The sequence below is a fragment of the Planococcus halocryophilus genome (genome assembly GCF_022489025.1).
GTDB classification, from domain to species: Bacteria; Bacillota; Bacilli; order Bacillales_A; family Planococcaceae; genus Planococcus; species Planococcus halocryophilus_A.
In genome coordinates, this window is record NZ_JAKVTG010000002.1 from 197825 (window position 1) to 218976 (window position 21152).

Sequence of the window (21152 nt, forward strand, 5' to 3'; positions counted from 1 at the left end):
TTGGAGGAATTGCTTATGCTTATTCAAGAAATTGCGGTACAGCAAATTACGGCAAGTTTAATAAAAAGTTCGTATGTGCGGGCCGTTTTTCTGAAAGGCTCCATGGGTAGAAATGAACACGACGAACATTCGGATATCGATCTTTATTGCTTAGTGGACTCAGAACAAGAAGAATTGTTTTTGAAAGAGCGGCTTTCTCACCTTGAAGCCTATCGACCGATATTGTTTCAAGATGATATTTTTATTATTGCGCCTCAACTGATTGCGGTTTTTGATAATTTATTGCATATCGATTTGTTTACGGTAACGGTTGAATCGTTTTCTACAAAGGATTTTTTCAAAGTGGTTTACGACCCTGAAAATTTACTCGATCAATTTGTCGCATCGCAAAATCTTGAGCTGAGTAAAGAGGAATATACAGACCATGTTATTGATGTTGCCTGGTTTTTATTTCAATACCGCAAAGCGAGTGGTAGAGGAAACGACGTATGGGCCGTGAAGATGCTATCTCATGTGCTTGAGCATTTGGCACGGGTTTTGTTGCACCGATATGCACCTCACCGCGCTCAATTAGGGTTAAAAGCAATCAGTCAGTCGCTACCGGAAGCTATTTTTTCAGAAATTAACGCAATTTCTAATTCCCTGACACCGAAAAATCACCCACTGGCTGCGTCTCAACTCCGTCAATTGGTTGCTAGAGAAGCAAGTTGGATCAATGAACACGTCACAGAGCGCAAAACGATGATGCCGCTAATGACTGCGATGCTCAACGACTCACGTTAAATTTTTCTGCCATTCCGGTTTCAGTAAAGAAAAAACGTAGGCGTCGTGGGACTGATTTCGCTGATGCAAATAGCCACGGAGACGGCCTTCTAAAGTAAAACCGAGCTTTTCCAATAGCCGGTTTGATGGGGTGTTTTCCGGGAAAGTTACCGCCCCCATACGATATAAATTTAATTCAGAAAAAGCGTAGTTTAATACAGCTGTATTTGCTTCTTGGGTGTAGTATTGATGCCAATAATCAGGATGCAGTTCGTATCCAACTTCAGCTTTTTTTGCTTTTACATTTAAATTATTTAAGCCGATCGTTCCTATAAATTCGTCTGTTTCTTTCAAACGAATCGCCCAGCGCATCCCTCTTTTCGCGTTCCAAACGGCGTCAAATGAACGAATTATTTCGACTGCTTCTTCTTGGTAAGTTAAACTATCCATTCCGTAATATACCGTTACTTCATCGCGAGACATGATGTCGAAAAATCGAGCTGCATCTTTTTCTTCGATTTTATTTAAAATCAATCTTTCCGTTTCCAATATAGGGAATTCCATGACTTTTCTCCTCTTCTACTGCGTAAATATAAGTGTTTTTTCCAAATAGGGAAATCTTTTTTTCCACCGTCATACCAATATGTTCTGCTACTTTTTGTGAAGCCATGTTATTTTCTTGAATCAAGGAAATGAGCCGGTTTTTGCCCAGTTGTTGAAGTCCATAATTCCGTAAAGCTTTAGCTGCCTCTTTGGCATAGCCTTGGCCCCAAAATTCTTTTGCCACCCAGTAACCAATCTCCAATTCATTTACACCTTCAATGGTTTGGGTGACTAGTCCCGCATGGCCAATTTTTTTGCCATCGGTTTTTCGGGTTAGTAATAGAAGCCCACTTCCTGGATTTTCCTTGTAGGAGCGATAAATCCAATAAAGAAACTCAAGCGCTTTACTTCTATCTCTGGTCTCGCCTTTGCCGATATAACGAATCATTTCCGGATCAGCTAATAGCGACCATAAAAAATAAAAATCTTCGTCTGTATATACTCGGAATTGGAGTCTGTCAGACTGAAGATACATAAAATCAGCCCTTCCTCTTCTACTTTTTAGTCGTCCTGCGGATTGATGATAGCCAATATTTGATGATCTTGCCATTTCCCATTGATTTCAACGTTTTTAATGGCGATGCCTTCTTGATGAAATCCAGCTTTTTCTAACACTCGGATCGAGGCAATATGACCGGGCATGACACCTGCTTCAATTCGGTGCAGCGCTAACTTTTTAAAAGCGTACGCCACAACTAACTTTATCGCTTCTGTCATATATCCTTTGCCATTGTGCTTTTTATCTAAGGCATATCCAAGAATTGCACTTTGTAACGGTCCTCTTAACACTTGAACCAAGCTAATTGTGCCTACTAGTACATCAGTGTTGTTTTCAAAGATCCCAAAGCTATACGATAGATCATCTTCTTTTTGCTCTGTATAGATTTCAATTAGTTCCCGTTGCATAGCAAGCGTATAAAAGTCCGAATAACGCGTCACTGAATACTCTTCAAAAAAATCACGATTTTCCACTTCTAGCTTTAGTTTTTGTTCGGCATCTCCAAGTCGAAAAAAACGAATATGCACTTGTTCACCTTTCATTGAAGACCCTCCTCTACATAAAAAACGTTTCACGTGAAACAACTTTATTCTTCTATAGTTTTACGAAAGCCATAAAAAGGACGGTATTTTTGCGTTTCGTAAAAACTACGCGACGTACTGCTAGCTAATAGCTCTATACGTGTTTTTGGGTATTGATTGTGAACATGACGCACTAGTTCTTTCCCTACCCCTAATTTTCGATGTGATTGTTCTACCAATAGTTCGCACACATATAAAGTAATAAATCCATCTGTTAAGCCTCTTAAGCAGCCGATTACCTGCCCTTCGCTTTCTGCAACTACCGCTACTGTGGAATTGGCCCATGCCTGTTTTGTCTCTTGCTGCTTTTCTACAAGATTGGTCCAGCCTTGTTGTTTGTTCAATTCGTTAATTGTTGAGAAATCCTCTTCCTGGTATGGACGGATCAATACCGCTTCTTGGTTAGTCACTCGCATTTCCTCTACTTTCTTTTAATAATGCAATGATTTCATTATTTTGTTCAATCTGCTTTTCTGAATTTAAACGGATTTGACGAATCCACCTAAATGCAAATGCCACAATAAAAATAGGAATTAAGATAAAAAGTGTTCCAATGATATCGCCCATATGATCGTCCCCTTAATTTCATTTAAAATCCTGGTGATAAGATAAAAAGCAGAGTAAGAATTACTGCACTACCCACTAACATTATTAGTACTTTGTACAAGTATTCATTTGGATTTTTTGCGTACTTTCTTTCAAATCCTATTTGCACTAATGTAGGTAAAATCGCAAAGATTAGAAATAGCGGGATGTTCATGGGCAAGTCTGTATTCCAAAAGATAAGCAGTAGTATTACCAGTACAATACTCGACCCTCTACTTACGATTCTGTCCCACTTCTTGTGTGAATCGTTTATGTACCTATCTTCAACAGATTTTTTTTCCTCTCCAAAAAAATTTTTTAACAACCTATTCATTAAGAAAATAACTGCTATGCTGCCACCGATAAAAAGAATAAAACGGAATGCCATTTCACTTTCTGAAACTCCATCGCCAACTAGTATAGGAATACTGTCTCTCATCCTCATGACATCGAGATCCATCTGCATCATCCCCTTTGATCATGAATGACTTCGTAATTTCTTTTATCGTATCATGACAGTTTGGAAAATTATAGATATTTTCTGACAGTTTTATTTATTCTGCAAACAAAGTTTGTGGAGCGTGCGTATTTTCTCTGGAACGCGCGTATCTTCTTGCCGACCGAGCATATTTTCTCTGCACCGCGCGTATTCTGCTCGCAACCGCGCATAAATTCCCCAAACAACAAAAAACACGCAAAACCAGCTTCCTAGTTCTGCGTGTTCCTCCTTTTTTCTTAGTAAATATTGAGCACGAACGAGATAAAGTCTGGAAATAAACTAAAGCCAAAGATCATCAAAATCATAACGTTCGTAAACGATTCTAAAATGGTGAACAAATAATCATTCGGATTTTCTGCATGATTCTTTTCAAATCCTGCACGCAGTAAAATTTGTGCAGTTCCCAGGACAACAGATAGTCCAAATACAAATAGACTAGCTGCAGGTCCGTACTTGATCACTGCCATCGACATGCAAAAAATAAGAATTCCTGATCCTATACTTAATCTTTTTTCCCACTTTTTATGAAGGTCGTTTATTGGCTTAGCTTTCTTTTTCTCGACTCCTAAAAATTTTCTCAGAAATAAGTTCATTAAATAAATACTCGATCCGCTTCCGAGTGCAAACAGAAAAATCTGGTACGCTATCCCATCAAAGAGCACTTGCCGAACCTCCTCTACCTGCCACCGCTCTTCCCGCTACTCTTCCTGAAAACAAACAGCCGCCAAGAAATGTTCCTTCTAACGAACGATATCCGTGAACGCCACCGCCACCAAAGCCAGCGACTTCCCCAGCTGCGTACAAGCCAGGTACAGGTTGACCTGCATCATCGAGTACCCGCGCGGATAAATCCGTTTGTAAACCACCTAAAGTTTTGCGACTTAAGATATTTAAGCGCACTGCAATAAGCGGACCTTTTTTGCGGTCGAGTAATTTATGCGGTGTCGCCACGCGAATTAGTCGATCTCCTCGATAATTTCGAGCACCACGCATCGCTGTGATTTGTAGATCTTTTGAGAATTCATTATCAAGTTGGCCGTCACGTGCTCTAATTTGTTGTTTGATTCGCGAAACGTCTAACAAATTTTCTCCTGTTAATTTGTTCATGCCAGCCACTAACTCTTCGAGTGTATCGGCAACGATAAAATCTTCGCCTTTGTCCATAAAAGCTTGCACTGGCGTGGTTGCTCCTGCACGAACTCGAGACAAAACTTGCGGAATGCTTTTGCCGGTTAAGTCAGGATTTTGTTCAGATCCCGACAGCGCAAATTCTTTTTCAATAATTTTCTGCGTCAAAATAAACCACGAATAGTCATAGCCGGTTTTCTGGATGGTTTCAAGTGTTCCAAGCGTATCAAATCCCGGGAAATTGGGTGCAGGAAAACGTTCCCCTTTCGCATCAAACCACATTGACGAAGGGCCTGGTAAAATCCGAATGCCATGCTTGTTCCAAATCGGATTCCAATTTTTGATGCCTTCTGTGTAATGCCACATCCGGTCGCGATTGACGATTCGCCCGCCTGCTTTTTCAGTAATCTCAAGCATTCGCCCATCTACATGCGCCGGAACGCCTGTTAGCATAGTTTCGGGTGCTTTCCCTAAACGACTTGGCCAATTTTTCCGGATTAGTTCATGATTTGCGCCTATCCCGCCACTTGTGATAATGACCGCTTTTGCTTCGCAACGGAAGTTGCTGACAACGTTTCGTGAACTGGCTTCGCCGCGTTTTGCATCACTCGGTTCTAATAAAGAACCTGTAACTCCGATTACACGACCTTCTTTTGTAATTAATTCATCTACTCGGTGCCGTGGCTGGTATTCAATCCCTCCATTTTTGATATGTTCGCGAACGCGTCGCTCAAAAGGAGCCACAATTCCTGGACCCGTTCCCCAAACAATATGAAAGCGCGGTACGGAATTGCCATGACCTTCCGCTAAATAGCCGCCACGCTCTGCCCATCCAACAACTGGGAAAAATTTGACGCCCATTGCTGCAAGCCAATTTCTTTTTTCGTTTGTAGCAAAGTCGACATAGGCTCGTGCCCATTTTTTGCCCCAATAATCTTCGTCTTGCTCTCGATCAAATCCAGCTGCCCCAAGCCAGTCTTGCCAAGCCAATTCTTTTGAATCCTTAATGCCCATCCGCCGCTGTTCAGGCGAATCGACTAAAAATAGTCCACCAAACGACCACCACGCCTGCCCGCCTAAAGAAGCTGCCGGCTCTTGGTCTAATAACAACACTTTTTTGCCCGCGTCTGCGATTTCCGCAGCCGCCACTAACCCCGCAAGTCCCGCTCCTACCACAATCGCATTAAATTCCATCTCAACATCCCCTTTGATGTTTATGATTTCTTCGCTGGTTTTATCGTATCACGAGCGATTGGAAAATTATAGGTATTTTTCATCATTTTCTGATAATTTCATCTATTGCGCAAACAAATTTGCTGGAATGCGCATATTTTCGTTTTACCGCGCGTATTTCCTCGTCACCGCACATATTTCCCTGCCACCGCGCATATTTCCTCGTCACCGCACGCATCTCCCTGCGACCGCGCATATTTTCTCACCACCGCGCGTATTTCCCTGCGACCGCGCATATTTTCTCGTCACCGCGCGTATCGCCTTGCTGAACGCGCGTATTTCTCAATCACCGAGCATAAGCGCCCCTCACACACTCATCCCCACAAAAAAACATCCAAAACCAGCGAGACTGGTCCAGGATGTTGCTACTACTCTAAATGTTTTCGTTGAAAATCGGCAATGCTTTCGTACTCTGCTGTTAAAAGACGCGATAAGCGGATATAAATCGGCAAAAGCTCTCGGTAAATGCCGGCCGATGCTTCTTGTGGTTCATGCGTATGCGTTTGGCCGATCATGTCCGAAACGATACTGAAATCGTCAATTTCGCCAATTGCGTACATGCCAAGCACAACAGCACCAAGACATGAACTTTCAAAGCTTTCTGGAATAACCACTGGTTTATCGAAGACGTCTGCCAGCAATTGGCGCCACATATCCGAACGCGCAAAACCACCTGACGCTTGGATGCGTACCGGTTCGCCGATCAATTCTTCGACTGCCAGCAGCACCGTATACAAGTTAAAGACAATGCCTTCTAACACAGCACGAATCATATGCTGTTTTTTATGATGAATGCTTAAGCCGAAAAATGATCCGCGTGCGTTAGCGTCCCATAGCGGTGCGCGTTCGCCGGTCAAATACGGATGGAACAATAAGCCGTCTGCTCCTGGATTCACCGTGTCAGCGATTTTCGTCAGGACGTCGTATGGATCAATGCCGAGCCGTTTCGCGGTTTCCACTTCAGACGATGCAAATTCATCTCGCAACCAGCGCAAAATAATGCCGCCGTTATTAACAGGTCCACCGACTACCCAATGATTTTCAGTCAACGCATAGCAAAATGTCCGTCCTTTTGGATCCGTCTTTGGCTCAGTCGTCACTGTTCGAATGGCGCCGCTTGTGCCGATTGTAACTGCCAAAACACCCGGTTCGATGGCATCTACTCCTAAGTTGGCTAATACGCCGTCGCTTGCACCGATGATAAACGGCACATTTTCAGGAATGCCCATAAACAAAGCATGTTCTGTAACCAGGCCGGTTAGTTGATGGGTGGTTGGAACCGGATGAGACAAATGTTCTGGCGTAATGCCTGCTACTGCCAAAGCTTCTCTGTCCCAATCTAATTGCTCCAGATTGAAAAGTCCCGTTGCTGAGGCAATGGAATGATCCACAACATATGTTCCAAACAATTCATGAAAGACAAATTCCTTGATGCCGATAAACTTCGCTGCCTGCTCAAAAACTTTTGGCTTTTCGTCTTTTAGCCATACCAATTTCGCAAGTGGAGACATCGCATGAATCGGCGTGCCGGTACGCAAGTAAATTTCATGGCCATTCAGCCGTTCTTTAATGTACTTGGCATGCTTTGCACTTCTCGTATCGGCCCATGTGATGCTTTGCGTCAATAAGCTGCCCTCAGCATCCACCGCAATAAGGCTATGCATCGCTGAACTAAACGATACCAATTTTAGCTGCTTTGTATCTATTTCGCTTTTGCGTATTGTTTTTCGTACCGAAGTTAACACCGCACGAAAAATTTCTTCTGGATCTTGTTCAGCTATTAACGGATTGGGTGTTTCTAATGCGTAAAAAACGGTGTCACCTGTGATTACTTTCCCCGCTCGGTCAAACAACACTGCTTTTGTAGACGTCGTCCCAATATCGACTCCTAAATAATACGATTGCTCAGGCATAAAAATCCTCCTCTATATACAAGAAAAAGAAAAAGGCACTATCTCCTTTTTCCTTTTCTGTTTCATTAGATAAAAAAGCTTATAATTAACACTACCACGAAACCGGTTAACCCGATAATGGTTTCCATAACCGTCCAAGACTTCAATGTATCTTTGACGTCCATACCGAAATAACGGTTAACTAACCAGAAACCTGAGTCGTTCACGTGTGATAAGACGGTCGCACCAGAAGCAATTGCGATAACGATTAACCCAAGTGCAGGTCCTGTCATGCCAACCATTTCAAGAAGTGGCGTGATCAAACCAGCAGCTGTTACCATCGCAACAGTTGCAGATCCTTGTGCCACACGTACCGCCGAAGCGATCAAAAATGCTAAGACGATCGGTGGTAACGCTGAATCGCCCATCATATCACCTAGTACTGCACCAACACCTGAATCGATCAATACTTGTTTGAAAACACCGCCTGCGCCCGTTACTAAAATGATAATACCTGCAGGTTCAAGCGCTTTGGTCGCAATATCTTGTACTTCTTGGCGCGAATAGCCACGTTTTGTCCCCAACAAATAAAATGTTAGCAATGTCGCGATTGTCAACGCGACAAACGGGTGACCAAGGAAAGTTAAGATTTCACGTACCGTATTGCCTTCTTCTAACAACACACCTGATAACGTATTCAATAAAATCAACACAAGCGGAATCAAAATCAACGACGTGATCATGCCAAAGCTTGGCAGGTCTTTATCGTATTCTTTCTTTTCAAGCTCCATGTAATCTGGAATTTCAATATGTAGCTTATTACCGATAAAACGTCCAAATACAGGTCCAGCCAAGATCATAGCGGGAATCCCGGCAAGAACACCGAATAAAATAACCCAGCCAAGTTCTGCGCCAACTAACTCTGCAACCGCAATGGGTCCAGGAGTCGGTGGAATAAAACTATGTGTAACCGCAAGACCCGCTAATAACGGAATCCCGTAATGCAAAAGCGACTTACCTGTTTTTCTAGCCAATCCGTACACAATCGGCACTAAAATAATAAAGCCGACATCGAAAAATACAGGAATTGCCACAATAAATCCAGTAACCCCTAACGCCCACTGTGCTTTGTCTTCACCGAATTTATCAATCATCGTAGCGGCTAAACGTTCTGCACCACCAGACACTTCAAGCATCTTCCCGAACATAGCGCCAAGTCCCACTACTACAGCGACAAAGCCCAGTGTCCCGCCCATACCGTTTTGAATGGACGTGATGACTTCATTAAGTGGCATACCCGCAGCAATCCCGACAAGTAAACTAACCAATAATAAGGCCACAAAAGCATGTAATTTCGTGCGAATAACTAAGAATAACAATAAAAATATACCTGCAAGCGCTACCATAATCAACATTGAACCTGACATATTTTTTCCCCCTTGATGTGCAACACATTTATAGTTGGTCTTGTTTCATTTGGATATGTCGCAACCAGCAACACTGGTTGCGACTTCTTAATATTTTAAAATTAAACTCACTTACTTTTTCTCTACTGCATGGCCGCCGAATTCGTTGCGCTGAGCTGCGACGACTTTTCCTGCGAATGTGTCGTCTTCTAACGAACGGTAGCGCATCATCAGTGACAACGTAATCACTGGTGCAGGAACATTCAAATCGAGTGCTGTTTCTACTGTCCATTTGCCTTCCCCAGAAGAATTCATCACCCCTTTGATGCCTTCTAGTTTAGCGTCTTTTGAAAATGCATTTTTGGTCATTTCCATTAAGTATGAGCTGATGATAGAGCCGTTGTTCCAAACATCAGCCACTTTTTCGAAATCATACCCAAATGGACTTTTGTTGAGGATATCAAAGCCTTCTGCAATGGATTGCATCATGCCGTATTCGATTCCGTTATGAATCATTTTCAAAAAATGACCGCTTCCAGCTTCACCGGTATATAAATATCCATCTTGTACAGAAATGTCTTTCAGAAGTGGTTCGATTGTTTTGAATTTCTCAGCATCGCCACCAATCATCGAACAAATTCCGTGACGCGCACCTTCTGTTCCGCCACTTGTTCCACAATCAAAGAAGAAAATTCCGTGCTCTTTTAAGTTTGCTGCACGGCGTACAGTGTCTTTGTAGTTGGAGTTTCCACCATCAATAATTGAATCTCCTTCTTCGAGTAGCGGGATCAATCCTTGAATAACAGACTCTGTAATTTCTCCAGCTGGGACCATTAACCAAAGCGTACGCGGTGCTTTTAGTTCTTTCACCATGGCCTCAATAGAAGAAACTTGGTTAAAATCACTTTCTTCAATTACTGCATGACTGTCATAGCCAACGACTTTGTGGTTATGATCGATTAAGTTTAATGCCAAGTTCAATCCCATTTTCCCTAAACCGATAATTCCAATTTCCATTGAAAATCCTCCTCTTCAAAAAAGAATATTTTTCTTTATTGAACTCATTGTATCAAATATTTTTCCGTACGCAACATGTTATTCTATAATAGACAGATATTTTTTAAAGAAATGAGGCGCGGATCATGAAACAACAGCAATTTGCGCTGGCTGCCATACGCGGTAGTTACCGCCACTTTAGTGAAAAAGAAAAAAAGATTGCCGATTATGTATTAAATGACCCAAAGAATATTATTCATTTGACGATCAATCAAATTGCGGATGAATTGGGACTCGCGGAATCCACTGTTTTTCGCTTTTGCCAACGCATTGGCTTTAAAGGATTCCAAGCTTTTAAAATTTCACTTGCTGCCGAAGTTGTCGCCCCTTTAAAAGACATTCATGAAAAAATCGAAGAAGGCGACAGCATTAATGCGGTTACGGAAAAAGTTTTCCGCTCTAACATCAAAACTTTGGAAGATACTTTGCAAATTATCGATGATGAAGCGATGGAGCAAGCTATTCAAAAATTAATGAACGCTCGAAAAATCGATTTTTACGGCAATGGCGGATCTGCGATGGTCGCGATGGATGGGTACCACAAGTTTGTCCGTTTAGGTCTTCACGTTTCAATGAATTTAGACTCCCACATGCAACTTATGGCTGCTTCTCAGCTTCAATCCGATGATGTGGCAATTGTCATTTCCCATTCGGGTTCAACAACTGATGTACTCGATGTGCTCCGTGTATTAAAAGAAAAAGGCGTAACCATTATCTCTGTTACTAATTTCGCAAAGTCGCCGTTGTCTAAAGAAGCAGACATTGCTCTTTATACAGTTTCCGAAGAAACCGACTTCCGTTCAGAAGCTCTGTCTTCACGAATTGCGCAATTGAGTTTGATCGATGCTCTTTATACCAACTTGATGATTCTCCGTGGTAATGACGGGAAAAAAGCACTTCAAGATATGCGCGAAGCAATGTCGCATAGACGTTTATAGCAAAAAAAGCGAGTTCCCTTGAATTGGGAACTCGCTTTTTTATTGGTATTGCACATTTCTATTCGTTTTTGATGCCTTCTAGGTTGCCCCCATAGTCACTCCGCTCGTATATCACTTTAAATGGTATTTGGTTATATACGAATTCGGTTGATGACACGCTACATACAAGTTTCTAACATAGGTCAATTTTAAAATTCTTTAACTTTTTATTCATAATAAGCTCATATTCCTATACGGTATGCTTACTATTTTTAAAATGTAATTATTTTCTATTTATTTTATAATTTTATGTTAAATAATAAAAATAAATCCGTCTTTATCGGCCTTTTTTGTAGTACTATGGTATTAGTTATTCTTTTCAAGAATGCTCTGTTAACTTCCTGTTCTGGAACTTAACTGATATCCGTTTTGAAAAGCAGGGAGTGTTATTATAGATGAAAACACCAACTTCTAAACGACTATTTCTCCTCTTCATTTCACTTTATATCGTGCTGTATTTCTCTTGGTTAATCGCTTGGTCTAATAACGACCAGATTATGACTTTAGGAGGCAATTTATTTTCTAGCTTAGGCTACTTGATTGCTACTATTTGGCTTTTTAAAACTTGGCGCGCTAGTAAAGGCAATGAAAAGATTTTCTGGCTGTTGCTGATGGTCGGAACTTTGAGTTACGGTGTTGCTCAATTTTTGTGGACAGTGTACGAAACTTCATTGTTAGTCGATGTTCCTTTTCCAGGACCTCCAAACTTTTTTTATGTGTTTCAAATTATTTTTTACTTGGCTGCTTTTTTATTTAAATTGATCAAAGAAACCACTAAACCGCAATTTATCAAAGTTTTTTTTGATACTTTTATTATTATGGTTGTTGCAGCCACTTTCAGCTGGCATTTCTTACTCAGTCCTATTATTAACATGACTAATGCTTCCTTATACCCTTTGATTTTTTCCATCGCCTATCCGATTGGGAACTTAGCTCTTTTACTTTGTATTCTCAGCATTTATCTAGGCATCCAAAAGTCTAACTTTCATCAAAATCTAGTATTTCTGTCGTTGGGGCTTTTTTCACAAATCATCGCCGGCTCATTCTATCTTCATCTGACGCTTATCGGCCAATATAACTCAGCTATTTGGGCAGATCCGCTCTTTGCTTTAGGTGCCTTGTTTATCGGCTTTGCCGGATTGTTGCGAATAAATCATACACCTCATCAGCAGACCGTAAAGTTGGAGATCGAATCTACACCACAAGTGGAATTCCTCCGTCTTTCACTGCCTTATGCAACCGTATTGATTTTGGTTATTTTTATGGCTTCGCGTTCGTCAATTGTCGATCCGGTAAGAATCGGTTCTGGAATTTCGATTTTGTTAGTGGTTTTCAGGCAGATCTTTATTATTTTGGAAAACCAGCAACTGCTCCAGAAATACCACGAAAAAACCGAACAACTAGATCTCAGTGAACAACGCTATAAATCCTTATTCGAATACCATCCAGATGCCGTCTATTCACTTGACTTAACCGGGCATTTTGAAAGTGCAAATCCATCTAGTAGTGTTCTTTTTGGTTATGAAAAAGATGAGTTGATAGGCCTTTCAAGTTCACTATTCATTGAACCAGGCATGCATGAGCATGCTAATTTCCATTTAGAAAAAGCTTTAAAAGGACAAGCTCAAACCTATGAATTGTGCATTCTTAATCGGTTTAACCAATCTCATTACCTTAGTGTTACCAATATCCCCATTATGGTTCAGAACAATATTGTTGGCATCTTTGGAATTGCTAAAGATATTACAGCCAATAAAAAAAATGAAGAGAAAATACATTTTTTAGCCTATCACGATTCTTTAACAGGTTTAGCCAACCGCTTGTATTTTGGAGAGTCTTTAAAAAAAGCTATTTTAGAAGCAGCATTGCTTCACGAGACGTTTGCTGTTTTATTTATCGATTTGGACCATTTCAAACAGATCAATGATACGCTTGGACATGATGTCGGCGATCAATTACTGATTTCTGTGGCAGATCGACTAACAAAATGTGTTCGCGAAAACGATGTTGTTTCGCGACAAGGTGGAGACGAATTTACCATACTCCTCCGCAACATTCACGACTTGGAAACTGCTGCTCAACTAGCAGAAGACATTCTGAATTCGTTAAAACAACCTCACTATATTAATGACTCTACCCTCTTTAGCCTTCCAAGTATCGGGATCGCCATCTATCCGTTAGATTCAACAACTCCAATCGGTTTAATGAAAAAAGCGGATAAAGCCATGTATCAAGTCAAAGCCAATGGCAAAGGTCATTATCAGTTCAACAAAGAAACCATTTAACCACCTTCGTCCAGCTTTCTCCTTGCTGTGCGGGGGTTTTTTTAACTAACTCTTCCTAATCCTCTGCTCGCTAGGCAGACATTTTGACAACTAGCTACCGTCTAGTATAAGTTAGTAAAAGTTAATTCCAATAGATTTTATCGGAATTATTATTTTGTAACTAAAGGAGAGCGATTATGAAAGCTGTATGGAAACACTATTTAAATGCTTCATTGATTTTAAAAATTACGATTGCACTTATACTCGGCGTTGCCGTTGGATTGATATTTGGAGAGCAAGCAGCTGTTTTGGCTCCTTTTGGTGACTTGTTGCTGAAATTATTGACCTTATTAATCGTTCCTTTGATTTTGTTCACGATGATGGTCGGGATTAACCAATCATCTATTGGAGACCTTGGGCGAATGGGCGGGAAAGTATTTATCTATTACACGTTGAGTTCTGCGTTTGCCATTATTGTGGGTCTCACAGTAGCTAGCTTCCTGCAGCCAGGCGTTGGGATGCAACTGCAAGGCAATGAAACTTTTGATGTTCCGGAAAATCCCGGCATCGTCAGTGTGTTGTTGAACATTGTCCCTTCTAACATTTTCACTGCATTTACTGAACTTAATTTGCTTGGCATTATCTTTATCGCTTTTGCTTTTGGTATTGCTTTAGCTTATATGCGCAATTCAACTGAACTTGGTAGTTTGGGCGATCATTTATATAAAACCGTAAATGCATTAAATGAAATGACGTTACTGGTCTTAAAAGCCGTTCTTCAATATGTGCCAATTGGTATTTTTGCGATCATGGCAAAAACAGTAGGAAATCAAGGCTTAGACACTCTCTTCTCTTTAGGTGAGATGGTCTTAGTGTTGTATGCTGCATTGCTTGTTCAAATTATGTTGTATGTGTTGCTCCTATTGGTATTCAAAATAAACCCGTTGGATTTCTTCAAACAAGCACGTACACCAATGTTAACGGCATTTGTCACTCAAAGTAGTTCGGGTACGTTGCCATTAACCTTGAATGCTGCGAAGAATTTAGGGCTATCGAAAAGTTTATATGGCTTTAGTTTGCCACTCGGTGCAACAATCAACATGGACGGTGCTGCCATTCGAATTGCGGTTTCAGCAGTTTTCGCAGCAAACCTTGTTGGGGATCCGTTAAGTATTTCTGAAATGCTAATGGTTGTTCTGATAGGTACGCTGGCATCAGTCGGAACTGCAGGTGTCCCAGGTGCTGGCATCGTCATGATTGCGACAGTATTTGTTCAGTTAGGCTTACCGATTGAAGCAGTCGCATTGCTGACTGCTATCGATGCATTAGTCGGCATGGGTGCAACAGGGCTTAACGTTACAGGAGACTTAGTCGGCACTACTGTAATTGATAAAAACGAAAAGAAACGACAAACAGTTTAACAAATAACCCCCTTAAAATGAGCAAATGCTCGTCTTAAGGGGGTTTTCATGTGAATTTAGCTTCTTTTTTTAACCGCAAGCAAATGAAACTCAGCATTTGCTTCTTTGTATTCAGTATAATCATCTAGCAAAATTTCCCATTCAAATGGCGACTCTTCGATGATTTTTTTTAATGTATCTTCTCGTTGTTGTCCTTTAAGGATACAGTTTACAAATATGCCTCCATCTTTTAACTCTGTTAGTATGTTCTCCACAAACTGAGTTTCTTTAAACAAATCATTTTTATAAAAATGTAGCATTGAATCTAATAACACAACATCAATTTCTGCTGAAATCGGGTAATCGTAAACATTTCCAACAAGTCCTTCTACCGGTAACTCTCTAATATTTGCATGCTGATTCAGTTGTTCAATGCCAACATTTGAATGGTCAACGCCAATCACTTTATATCCCAGTTCACCTAACGCCAAAGCATCCCGCCCTTGCCCACAGCCTAAATCCAAAATCGTTCCTCTCGCTTCATAATTCGCAAAAAAAGCTACAAGACCTGGATAAGGATTTCCGAAATAGTTTTCTTCATCATAATAACCTTCGTACGCTACTTTCTTCATTGTGATTCCTCCATTTAACATTAATAACTAAATACAATCTTCTTTAGCTTTCATTAACATTTGTCTGCTCTTTCGGTTTCCGTTATCCTTTAAAGGAGTATAACAAAGGAGATGGCTTTCATGACAACAATCGGATTTGTACGACACGGCATCACGGATTGGAATATACAAGGCATCGCGCAAGGGTCTGCGGACGTTTCACTTAATGACACAGGACAACAGCAAGCAGAGGCACTCGCAGAACGCTTAGCTCGAGAAGTCAATTGGGACTTAATCATCTCAAGTGACTTGGCTCGTGCAAAAGAAACAGCTGAAATTATTGGCAAGAAACTAAATTTACCTGTAAGCCATTTTGATGTGCGCCTACGTGAAAGAAGTGGCGGTAAAATCGAAGGCACAACAGAGCAAGAACGCATTGAAAAATGGGGAACCGATTGGCGAACTCTCGATTTAGACATGGAAAATTTGGACGATGCAGCAAATAGAGGCATTGCTTTTGTTGAAGATGTGTTAGTCAATTTCAAAGGACAGCGTGTGTTGCTTGTGAGTCACGGTGCATTAATTGGGTTGACGTTAAAAAAACTATTTCCCGGAAAATTTAAAGAAACGTCTTTAGACAATACATCCATTACGATTTTAACCAAGGTTGAAAATCAATGGGACTGTGCACTGTATAATTGCACGGTGCATTTGGAAAATAGTAAAAGTTATTGATTGCTGGCATAACTAGACCTTTTGATGAATGTGATAAAGTAAACAACAGTTAGCACATCAAATACAAACAAAAAAGGAGAGATTCTTCATGTACATCGTATCCAACCGTATTAAAATGAAACCCGGATTTGCAGAAAAAATGGCTCCTAACTTTTCACGTCCTGGCGCATTGCAACAAATGGAAGGCTTTATCAAAGTTGAAGTGGCGATCACACAGAACTTGACTGAATACGACGAGTTAAACGTCAATATGTATTGGGAAACTCTCGAAAATTTTGAAGCATGGAAAACGAGTGACGCTTTCAAACAAGCTCACAAACGCCCTGAAGCTAGTAAAGATAGCAATGAATCCAAAAAAGAATCACCCATGCTTGGCAGCGAACTCGTCATTACAAAAATTGTCGGCCTTATTGAAGCCACAACTTTAAACTGAGTTAAATAGACAGATGGCCTAGTTTGGGCTGTCTGTTTCTTTTTTGATTTTTATGCCACTTGACTACTATCTCTTAACAAGGAGCCTCCCATTATGAACAAATTTAAACCCGCTTTATGGACAAGAGATTTTATCCTTACTTCCTTGGTGAATTTCTTTTTGGTCCTCATTTTTTACTTGCTGATGGTGACCATCGCAGTTTACGCGGTAACAGAATACGGCGCTTCAACAAGCGAAGCCGGACTAGTTACAGGAATATTTATCTTAGGTGCATTGACTGGCCGGATTTTCATCGGCCGTAGCATTGATAAAATTGGTCGCAAAAAAACGTTAATTATCGGTACAACTTTGTTTACGTTAACCACATTTTTCTATTTCTTGAATTTCGGATTGCCATTTTTAATGGCTAACCGTTTTCTTCATGGCATGACTTTAGGAATGGCCAGTACAGCAGCTGGAACGATTGTTGCGCAAATTATCCCGATGACACGTAAAGGAGAAGGCATCGGCTATTTTAGTATGAGTTCGACATTAGCTGCTGCTTTCGGGCCGTTTATTGGCTTAATGTTAAGTCAGTACAGCAGCTATGAAATGATTTTCACTGTCTGCCTAGCTCTTGGCGTGGTCAGCCTCGTCATCTCTTTGTTAGTTTATGTGCCACCAGTGGAGGCTCCTCCGAAAACTTACGTTACAAAAGGGGTTAAAATCTCTGGATTTGTTGAACCCAAAGCAGTGCCCATTGCTATTGTTTGTTTAGTCATTGCGCTTTGTTATTCTAGTGTCTTGTCGTTTATTAATTTTTATGCCATGGAAGAAAACCTTGTTCAAGCTGCTAGTTACTTTTTCTTAGTTTACGCAATTGCTATTTTAGTCTCTCGTCCGTTTACAGGACGACTGATGGATTTAAAAGGCGCAAACTTTATAATGTACCCGGCATTTGTCCTTTTTGCAGCGGGATTATTTTTACTAAATGTCTCGAGCAGCAGTACCGGCTTATTGGTCGCAGGTGCGTTAATCGGATTTGGTTTTGGCAATATGCAGTCAACGACTCAGGCTGTCGCGATTAAGTTGACACCTACTCATCGTATGGGTCTTGCGACATCAACATTTTTCATCGCGATGGATGCAGGTTTAGGCTTTGGACCTTACCTTCTGGGCTTTATCATTCCACTGATCGGTTATAACTCACTTTATGGAATTTTAGGCTTTGTTGTGCTTGCTACTGCGTTTCTTTATTATGTATTGCACGGCAAAAAAGAACGCGCGGATGCAGTTGCGTTGGGTTATAAATAACTGCTCAGCAAAAAAAACGCTTAACCTTTAGGTTAGGCGTTTTCACATTTTACTGCTCTTTTTTCAACCTAGCTACTTCACTCTCAAGATAATTTATACGCTTATGAATTCGATAAAAAATTGGCAAATACGCTACAACAACTATGATCATCCACCCCATCACACATCCCCCTTTTCCACACTTTACCATACATTTTTTACAAATAAAGGTGCGTTTAAAGATTTTAAATGGATGTACCTTTCTCTCACACTAACAGTTGTTTGACCAACTCTTTGTTACGCTTTTTAAACACTTCGTTGTGCGAAGACACCATGGCAACTTTACGCGCGTCTGGCTGAATCCATTGTTTGGCTTTATTGACGGCGTTAGCAGCATCTTGGAATGTTCCCGCAATTAAATTCAGTTTTGCCTCGTGCTGTAAAATATCACCGGCTGCAAACAGACCTTCAACAGAAGATTCACTGCTTGGTGTTCCTGCAATGTAATAGTCGTCGGCGATGTCGATGTTTAAAGGACTGTTGCCGAGCAAACTAATATCTCGTTCATAGCCATGATTGATAATCATTTCATCAATGGAGATAATTTGAGTTTCTCCTGTTTCTTGATGTGTTAGCTCAACAAATTCAATAGCATCCCGGTCGTCCGATGCAATCAGGCGCGTAATGTTGGTCTCTAAACAGCAAATTGCTGATCCGTTCATCAACTGTGTTACTTGTGCTTCGTGCCCTGCGAGTTCTGGTTTACGATACGTAATGTACACTTGCTTAGCAATAGGTTCGAGCTCGTTCGCCCAATCGATTGCTGAGTTGCCCCCTCCAGAGATGAGCACGGTTTTGTTTTTAAAGCGTTCTAAAGATTTTACGGTGTAATTTAAATTGGATACTTCAAAACGTTCTGCTCCTTCGATTTGTAGCTTTTGAGGGTTCAAAATACCGCCTCCTACTGCCACAATAACTGTTTTCGACAAATGCACCTCTCCTGAAGAACCTTTCAATTCAAAAAGTCCTTCTTCGTTTTTGGCAATCGCTTCTATTTTTTCATTCAATACCACTTCTGGCTGAAATGTCAGTCCTTGTGCTACTAGCTGATCAATCAATTTAGCACCTTGCATCGGAGGCTGTCCTCCAACATCCCAAATCATTTTTTCTGGATAAACATGAATCTTTCCACCCAATTGTGGTTGAAATTCGATAATCTTTGTTTTCATTTCTCGTAAGCCACTGTAGAAAGCCGAGTATAAACCTGCAGGTCCCCCACCGATAATTGTTACATCAAAAAGTACACTTTTCCCCATCTATACCTCACTCCTGCCCTATCAGATTCTGTATTGACAAGCATAAAAATTAGTCTTATAGTGTGTATTGTACTGAAAATGATAATCATTATCAATGAAAAATACATTAAATTTTGTAAAGGAGGATTTGGAAATGGTGCGCTTATTCACCGAGAAGCTAAATATTAGCTACGGAGATCGCTTGATTGTGAAGGATTTGTCTGTTGAAATTCCGGATAAAAAGATTACGACAATCATCGGTTCGAATGGCTGCGGAAAATCTACACTTTTAAAAGCGATAACTCGTGTGATTCCGCATCAATCCGGAACAGTGGTTTTAGATGGCGGCAATATTGCACAAGAAAATACAAAATCACTCGCAAAAAAAATGGCGATTCTTCCACAAACACCTGATAGTGCCGCCGGACTTACAGTTGGTGAACTCGTTTCTTACGGTCGTTTTCCTTACCAAAAAGGATTTGGCCGCCTGTCTAAAAGAGATTATGACATCATCAATTGGGCACTCGATGTTACAGGTACACAATTTTTTAAGTACCATCCGGTCGATGCGTTATCTGGTGGTCAACGCCAACGTGTATGGATTGCAATGGCACTTGCACAAGAAACTGAAATGATTTTTTTAGATGAGCCTACGACTTACCTGGACATGGCGCATCAGCTAGAAATATTGGAGCTGTTGCAACAACTCAATAAAGAGCAAGAACGAACCATCATCATGGTGCTTCACGATTTAAACCAAGCTGCTCGTTTTGCAGACCATATTATTGCGATGAAAGACGGCAACATCGTTAAAGCCGGCAATTGCCACGACGTGATTACGCAACCGGTCCTGAAAGAAGTTTTTCGAATTGATGCAGAAATCGGGCTTGATCCGCGAACGCAAAAACCGATGTGTACAACTTATAACTTAATCAAAGGAGTTTAACCCATATGAAAAAACTATTTTTACCTCTCACTTTATTTTCTTTACTACTTCTTCTTAGTGCTTGTAATTCTGATACTGCTGCAAAAGAAACTAGCGACACTAGCTCTGACACGATTACTTATGAATCTGAAAATGGTCCTGTAGAAGTTCCAGCTGATCCACAGCGCGTTATTGTTTTATCTACATATAGCGGAGACGTGATGTCTCTAGACGTTCCATTAGTCGGTGTCGATTCTTGGTCAAAAATGAATCCTCGCTTTGAAGAACCACTAAAAGATGTAGAAGAAGTAGCCGACACAGACCTTGAAAAAATTATTGAATTAGATCCAGACTTGATTATCGGTGGGTCCACTATCAATAATATTGACAAATTAAACAAAATCGCTCCAACTGTGACATTTACATACGGCAATTTAAGCTATTTGGAACAGCATCTTGAAATCGGGAAATTACTGAACAAAGAACAACAAGCACAAGAGTGGATTACCGATTTCCAAGAACGTGCGCAACAAGCTGGGGAAGACATTCGTACGAAAATCGGCCAAGATACCACTGTTTCGGTTATTGAAAACTTCGATAAGCAGTTATACGTTTTCGGAGATAACTGGGGACGCGGAACCGAAATTCTCTACCAAGAAATGAAATTAAAAATGCCTGAAAAAGTAGAAAAAATGGCTTTAGCAGACGGCTATTACATGTTGTCTCAAGAAGTATTACCTGAATACATGGGTGATTACGTTATCTTTAGTAAAGACAGCATGCAAGATAACTCCTTCCAAGAAACAGATGTTTACAAAAACACTCCGGCTGCCAAAAGCGAGCAAATTTTTGAAGCCAACGCCAAAGAATTTTACTTTAACGACCCCCTCACACTCGAATACCAATTGGATTTCTTTATCGAAAACTTTTTAGGTGAGTGAGGCAATACCAGTGAGTCCAATTTATATAACAAAAAAGAGGGATTCTGTTAAAGAA

At 40.7% G+C, this 21152-nt stretch carries 22 protein-coding genes; 9 read left to right on the top strand and 13 right to left on the bottom strand.

Annotated elements, in window-relative coordinates:
- The first annotated feature begins 15 nt into the window (after positions 1 to 15).
- The gene (locus tag MLE13_RS03920; protein ID WP_240748156.1) at positions 16 to 783 is read left to right on the top strand and encodes a nucleotidyltransferase domain-containing protein; all 768 of its coding nucleotides are present in this window, start codon (positions 16 to 18) and stop codon (positions 781 to 783) included.
- Here the strand turns inward: MLE13_RS03920 and MLE13_RS03925 are convergent.
- From MLE13_RS03925 to gnd, 11 genes are all read right to left on the bottom strand, one after another.
- On the bottom strand, positions 775 to 1326 hold the full coding sequence (locus MLE13_RS03925) for a GNAT family N-acetyltransferase (RefSeq protein WP_240748157.1): 552 nt from the start codon (positions 1324 to 1326) through the stop codon (positions 775 to 777). The two genes, MLE13_RS03920 and MLE13_RS03925, sit on opposite strands and share 9 nt — an antisense overlap.
- A complete protein-coding gene (locus MLE13_RS03930) occupies positions 1283 to 1840 on the bottom strand; it encodes a GNAT family N-acetyltransferase (protein ID WP_240748158.1) in 558 nt (185 codons plus the stop codon). Before MLE13_RS03930 ends, MLE13_RS03925 begins: the two co-directional genes overlap by 44 nt.
- A gap of 26 nt (positions 1841 to 1866) precedes the next feature.
- Complete coding sequence (locus MLE13_RS03935; RefSeq protein ID WP_240748159.1) at positions 1867 to 2406, bottom strand: GNAT family N-acetyltransferase; 540 nt, start codon at positions 2404 to 2406, stop codon at positions 1867 to 1869.
- 44 nt (positions 2407 to 2450) lie between these two features.
- Positions 2451 to 2861, bottom strand: a complete 411-nt coding sequence (locus MLE13_RS03940) for a GNAT family N-acetyltransferase (protein ID WP_276323812.1) — start codon at positions 2859 to 2861, stop codon at positions 2451 to 2453.
- Entirely contained in the window at positions 2848 to 3012 is a 165-nt protein-coding gene (locus MLE13_RS03945; protein ID WP_240748161.1) for a hypothetical protein, read from the bottom strand. The genes MLE13_RS03940 and MLE13_RS03945 overlap by 14 nt, the downstream gene beginning before the upstream one ends.
- Positions 3013 to 3034: 22 nt before the next feature.
- Positions 3035 to 3490 (bottom strand): DUF4181 domain-containing protein, encoded by a 456-nt coding sequence (locus MLE13_RS03950; RefSeq protein WP_240748162.1) that lies wholly within the window; start codon positions 3488 to 3490, stop codon positions 3035 to 3037.
- Positions 3491 to 3765: 275 nt separating this feature from the next.
- Positions 3766 to 4191 carry a DUF4181 domain-containing protein gene (locus MLE13_RS03955; protein ID WP_240748163.1) on the bottom strand — a complete coding sequence of 142 codons (426 nt, stop codon included), beginning with the start codon at positions 4189 to 4191 and terminating at the stop codon, positions 3766 to 3768.
- Positions 4181 to 5851, bottom strand: a complete 1671-nt coding sequence (locus tag MLE13_RS03960) for an FAD-binding dehydrogenase (RefSeq protein WP_240748164.1) — start codon at positions 5849 to 5851, stop codon at positions 4181 to 4183. Before MLE13_RS03960 ends, MLE13_RS03955 begins: the two co-directional genes overlap by 11 nt.
- Positions 5852 to 6258: 407 nt before the next feature.
- Positions 6259 to 7803 (bottom strand): gluconokinase, encoded by a 1545-nt coding sequence (gene gntK / locus MLE13_RS03965; protein WP_240748165.1) that lies wholly within the window; start codon positions 7801 to 7803, stop codon positions 6259 to 6261.
- Between the two features lie 65 nt (positions 7804 to 7868).
- Entirely contained in the window at positions 7869 to 9209 is a 1341-nt protein-coding gene (locus MLE13_RS03970; RefSeq protein WP_240748166.1) for a gluconate:H+ symporter, read from the bottom strand.
- 111 nt (positions 9210 to 9320) lie between these two features.
- On the bottom strand, positions 9321 to 10205 hold the full coding sequence (gene gnd / locus MLE13_RS03975) for a phosphogluconate dehydrogenase (NAD(+)-dependent, decarboxylating) (protein ID WP_240748167.1): 885 nt from the start codon (positions 10203 to 10205) through the stop codon (positions 9321 to 9323).
- Between the two features lie 125 nt (positions 10206 to 10330).
- On the opposite strand from gnd, the gene MLE13_RS03980 reads away from it, so the two are divergent.
- The 3 genes from MLE13_RS03980 (at position 10331) to MLE13_RS03990 (ending at position 14906) form a co-directional block, all read left to right on the top strand.
- Positions 10331 to 11182: a MurR/RpiR family transcriptional regulator gene (locus tag MLE13_RS03980; RefSeq protein WP_240748168.1), complete on the top strand. Its 852-nt coding sequence runs from the start codon at positions 10331 to 10333 to the stop codon at positions 11180 to 11182.
- A 434-nt stretch (positions 11183 to 11616) separates the two neighbouring features.
- Positions 11617 to 13506, top strand: a complete 1890-nt coding sequence (locus MLE13_RS03985; RefSeq protein ID WP_240748169.1) for a DUF4084 domain-containing protein — start codon at positions 11617 to 11619, stop codon at positions 13504 to 13506.
- A gap of 176 nt (positions 13507 to 13682) precedes the next feature.
- A complete protein-coding gene (locus MLE13_RS03990) occupies positions 13683 to 14906 on the top strand; it encodes a dicarboxylate/amino acid:cation symporter (protein ID WP_240748170.1) in 1224 nt (407 codons plus the stop codon).
- Between the two features lie 56 nt (positions 14907 to 14962).
- On the opposite strand, the gene MLE13_RS03995 is transcribed toward MLE13_RS03990, so the two are convergent.
- On the bottom strand, positions 14963 to 15517 hold the full coding sequence (locus MLE13_RS03995) for a class I SAM-dependent methyltransferase (RefSeq protein WP_240748171.1): 555 nt from the start codon (positions 15515 to 15517) through the stop codon (positions 14963 to 14965).
- A gap of 120 nt (positions 15518 to 15637) precedes the next feature.
- On the opposite strand from MLE13_RS03995, the gene MLE13_RS04000 reads away from it, so the two are divergent.
- From MLE13_RS04000 to MLE13_RS04010, 3 genes are all read left to right on the top strand, one after another.
- Positions 15638 to 16231, top strand: a complete 594-nt coding sequence (locus tag MLE13_RS04000; RefSeq protein ID WP_240748172.1) for a histidine phosphatase family protein — start codon at positions 15638 to 15640, stop codon at positions 16229 to 16231.
- Positions 16232 to 16319: 88 nt separating this feature from the next.
- A complete protein-coding gene (locus tag MLE13_RS04005) occupies positions 16320 to 16664 on the top strand; it encodes a heme oxygenase (RefSeq protein WP_240748173.1) in 345 nt (114 codons plus the stop codon).
- 93 nt (positions 16665 to 16757) lie between these two features.
- A complete protein-coding gene (locus MLE13_RS04010) occupies positions 16758 to 17957 on the top strand; it encodes an MFS transporter (protein WP_240748174.1) in 1200 nt (399 codons plus the stop codon).
- 245 nt (positions 17958 to 18202) lie between these two features.
- Here the strand turns inward: MLE13_RS04010 and MLE13_RS04015 are convergent, their stop codons facing one another.
- Positions 18203 to 19252, bottom strand: a complete 1050-nt coding sequence (locus MLE13_RS04015; RefSeq protein WP_240748175.1) for an NAD(P)/FAD-dependent oxidoreductase — start codon at positions 19250 to 19252, stop codon at positions 18203 to 18205.
- Positions 19253 to 19385: 133 nt separating this feature from the next.
- On the opposite strand from MLE13_RS04015, the gene MLE13_RS04020 reads away from it, so the two are divergent.
- Both MLE13_RS04020 and MLE13_RS04025 read left to right on the top strand, forming a co-directional pair.
- The gene (locus tag MLE13_RS04020) at positions 19386 to 20177 is read left to right on the top strand and encodes an ABC transporter ATP-binding protein (protein WP_240748176.1); all 792 of its coding nucleotides are present in this window, start codon (positions 19386 to 19388) and stop codon (positions 20175 to 20177) included.
- Positions 20178 to 20182: 5 nt separating this feature from the next.
- Positions 20183 to 21097 carry an iron-hydroxamate ABC transporter substrate-binding protein gene (locus MLE13_RS04025; protein ID WP_240748177.1) on the top strand — a complete coding sequence of 305 codons (915 nt, stop codon included), beginning with the start codon at positions 20183 to 20185 and terminating at the stop codon, positions 21095 to 21097.
- The last annotated feature ends 55 nt before the right edge of the window (positions 21098 to 21152 follow it).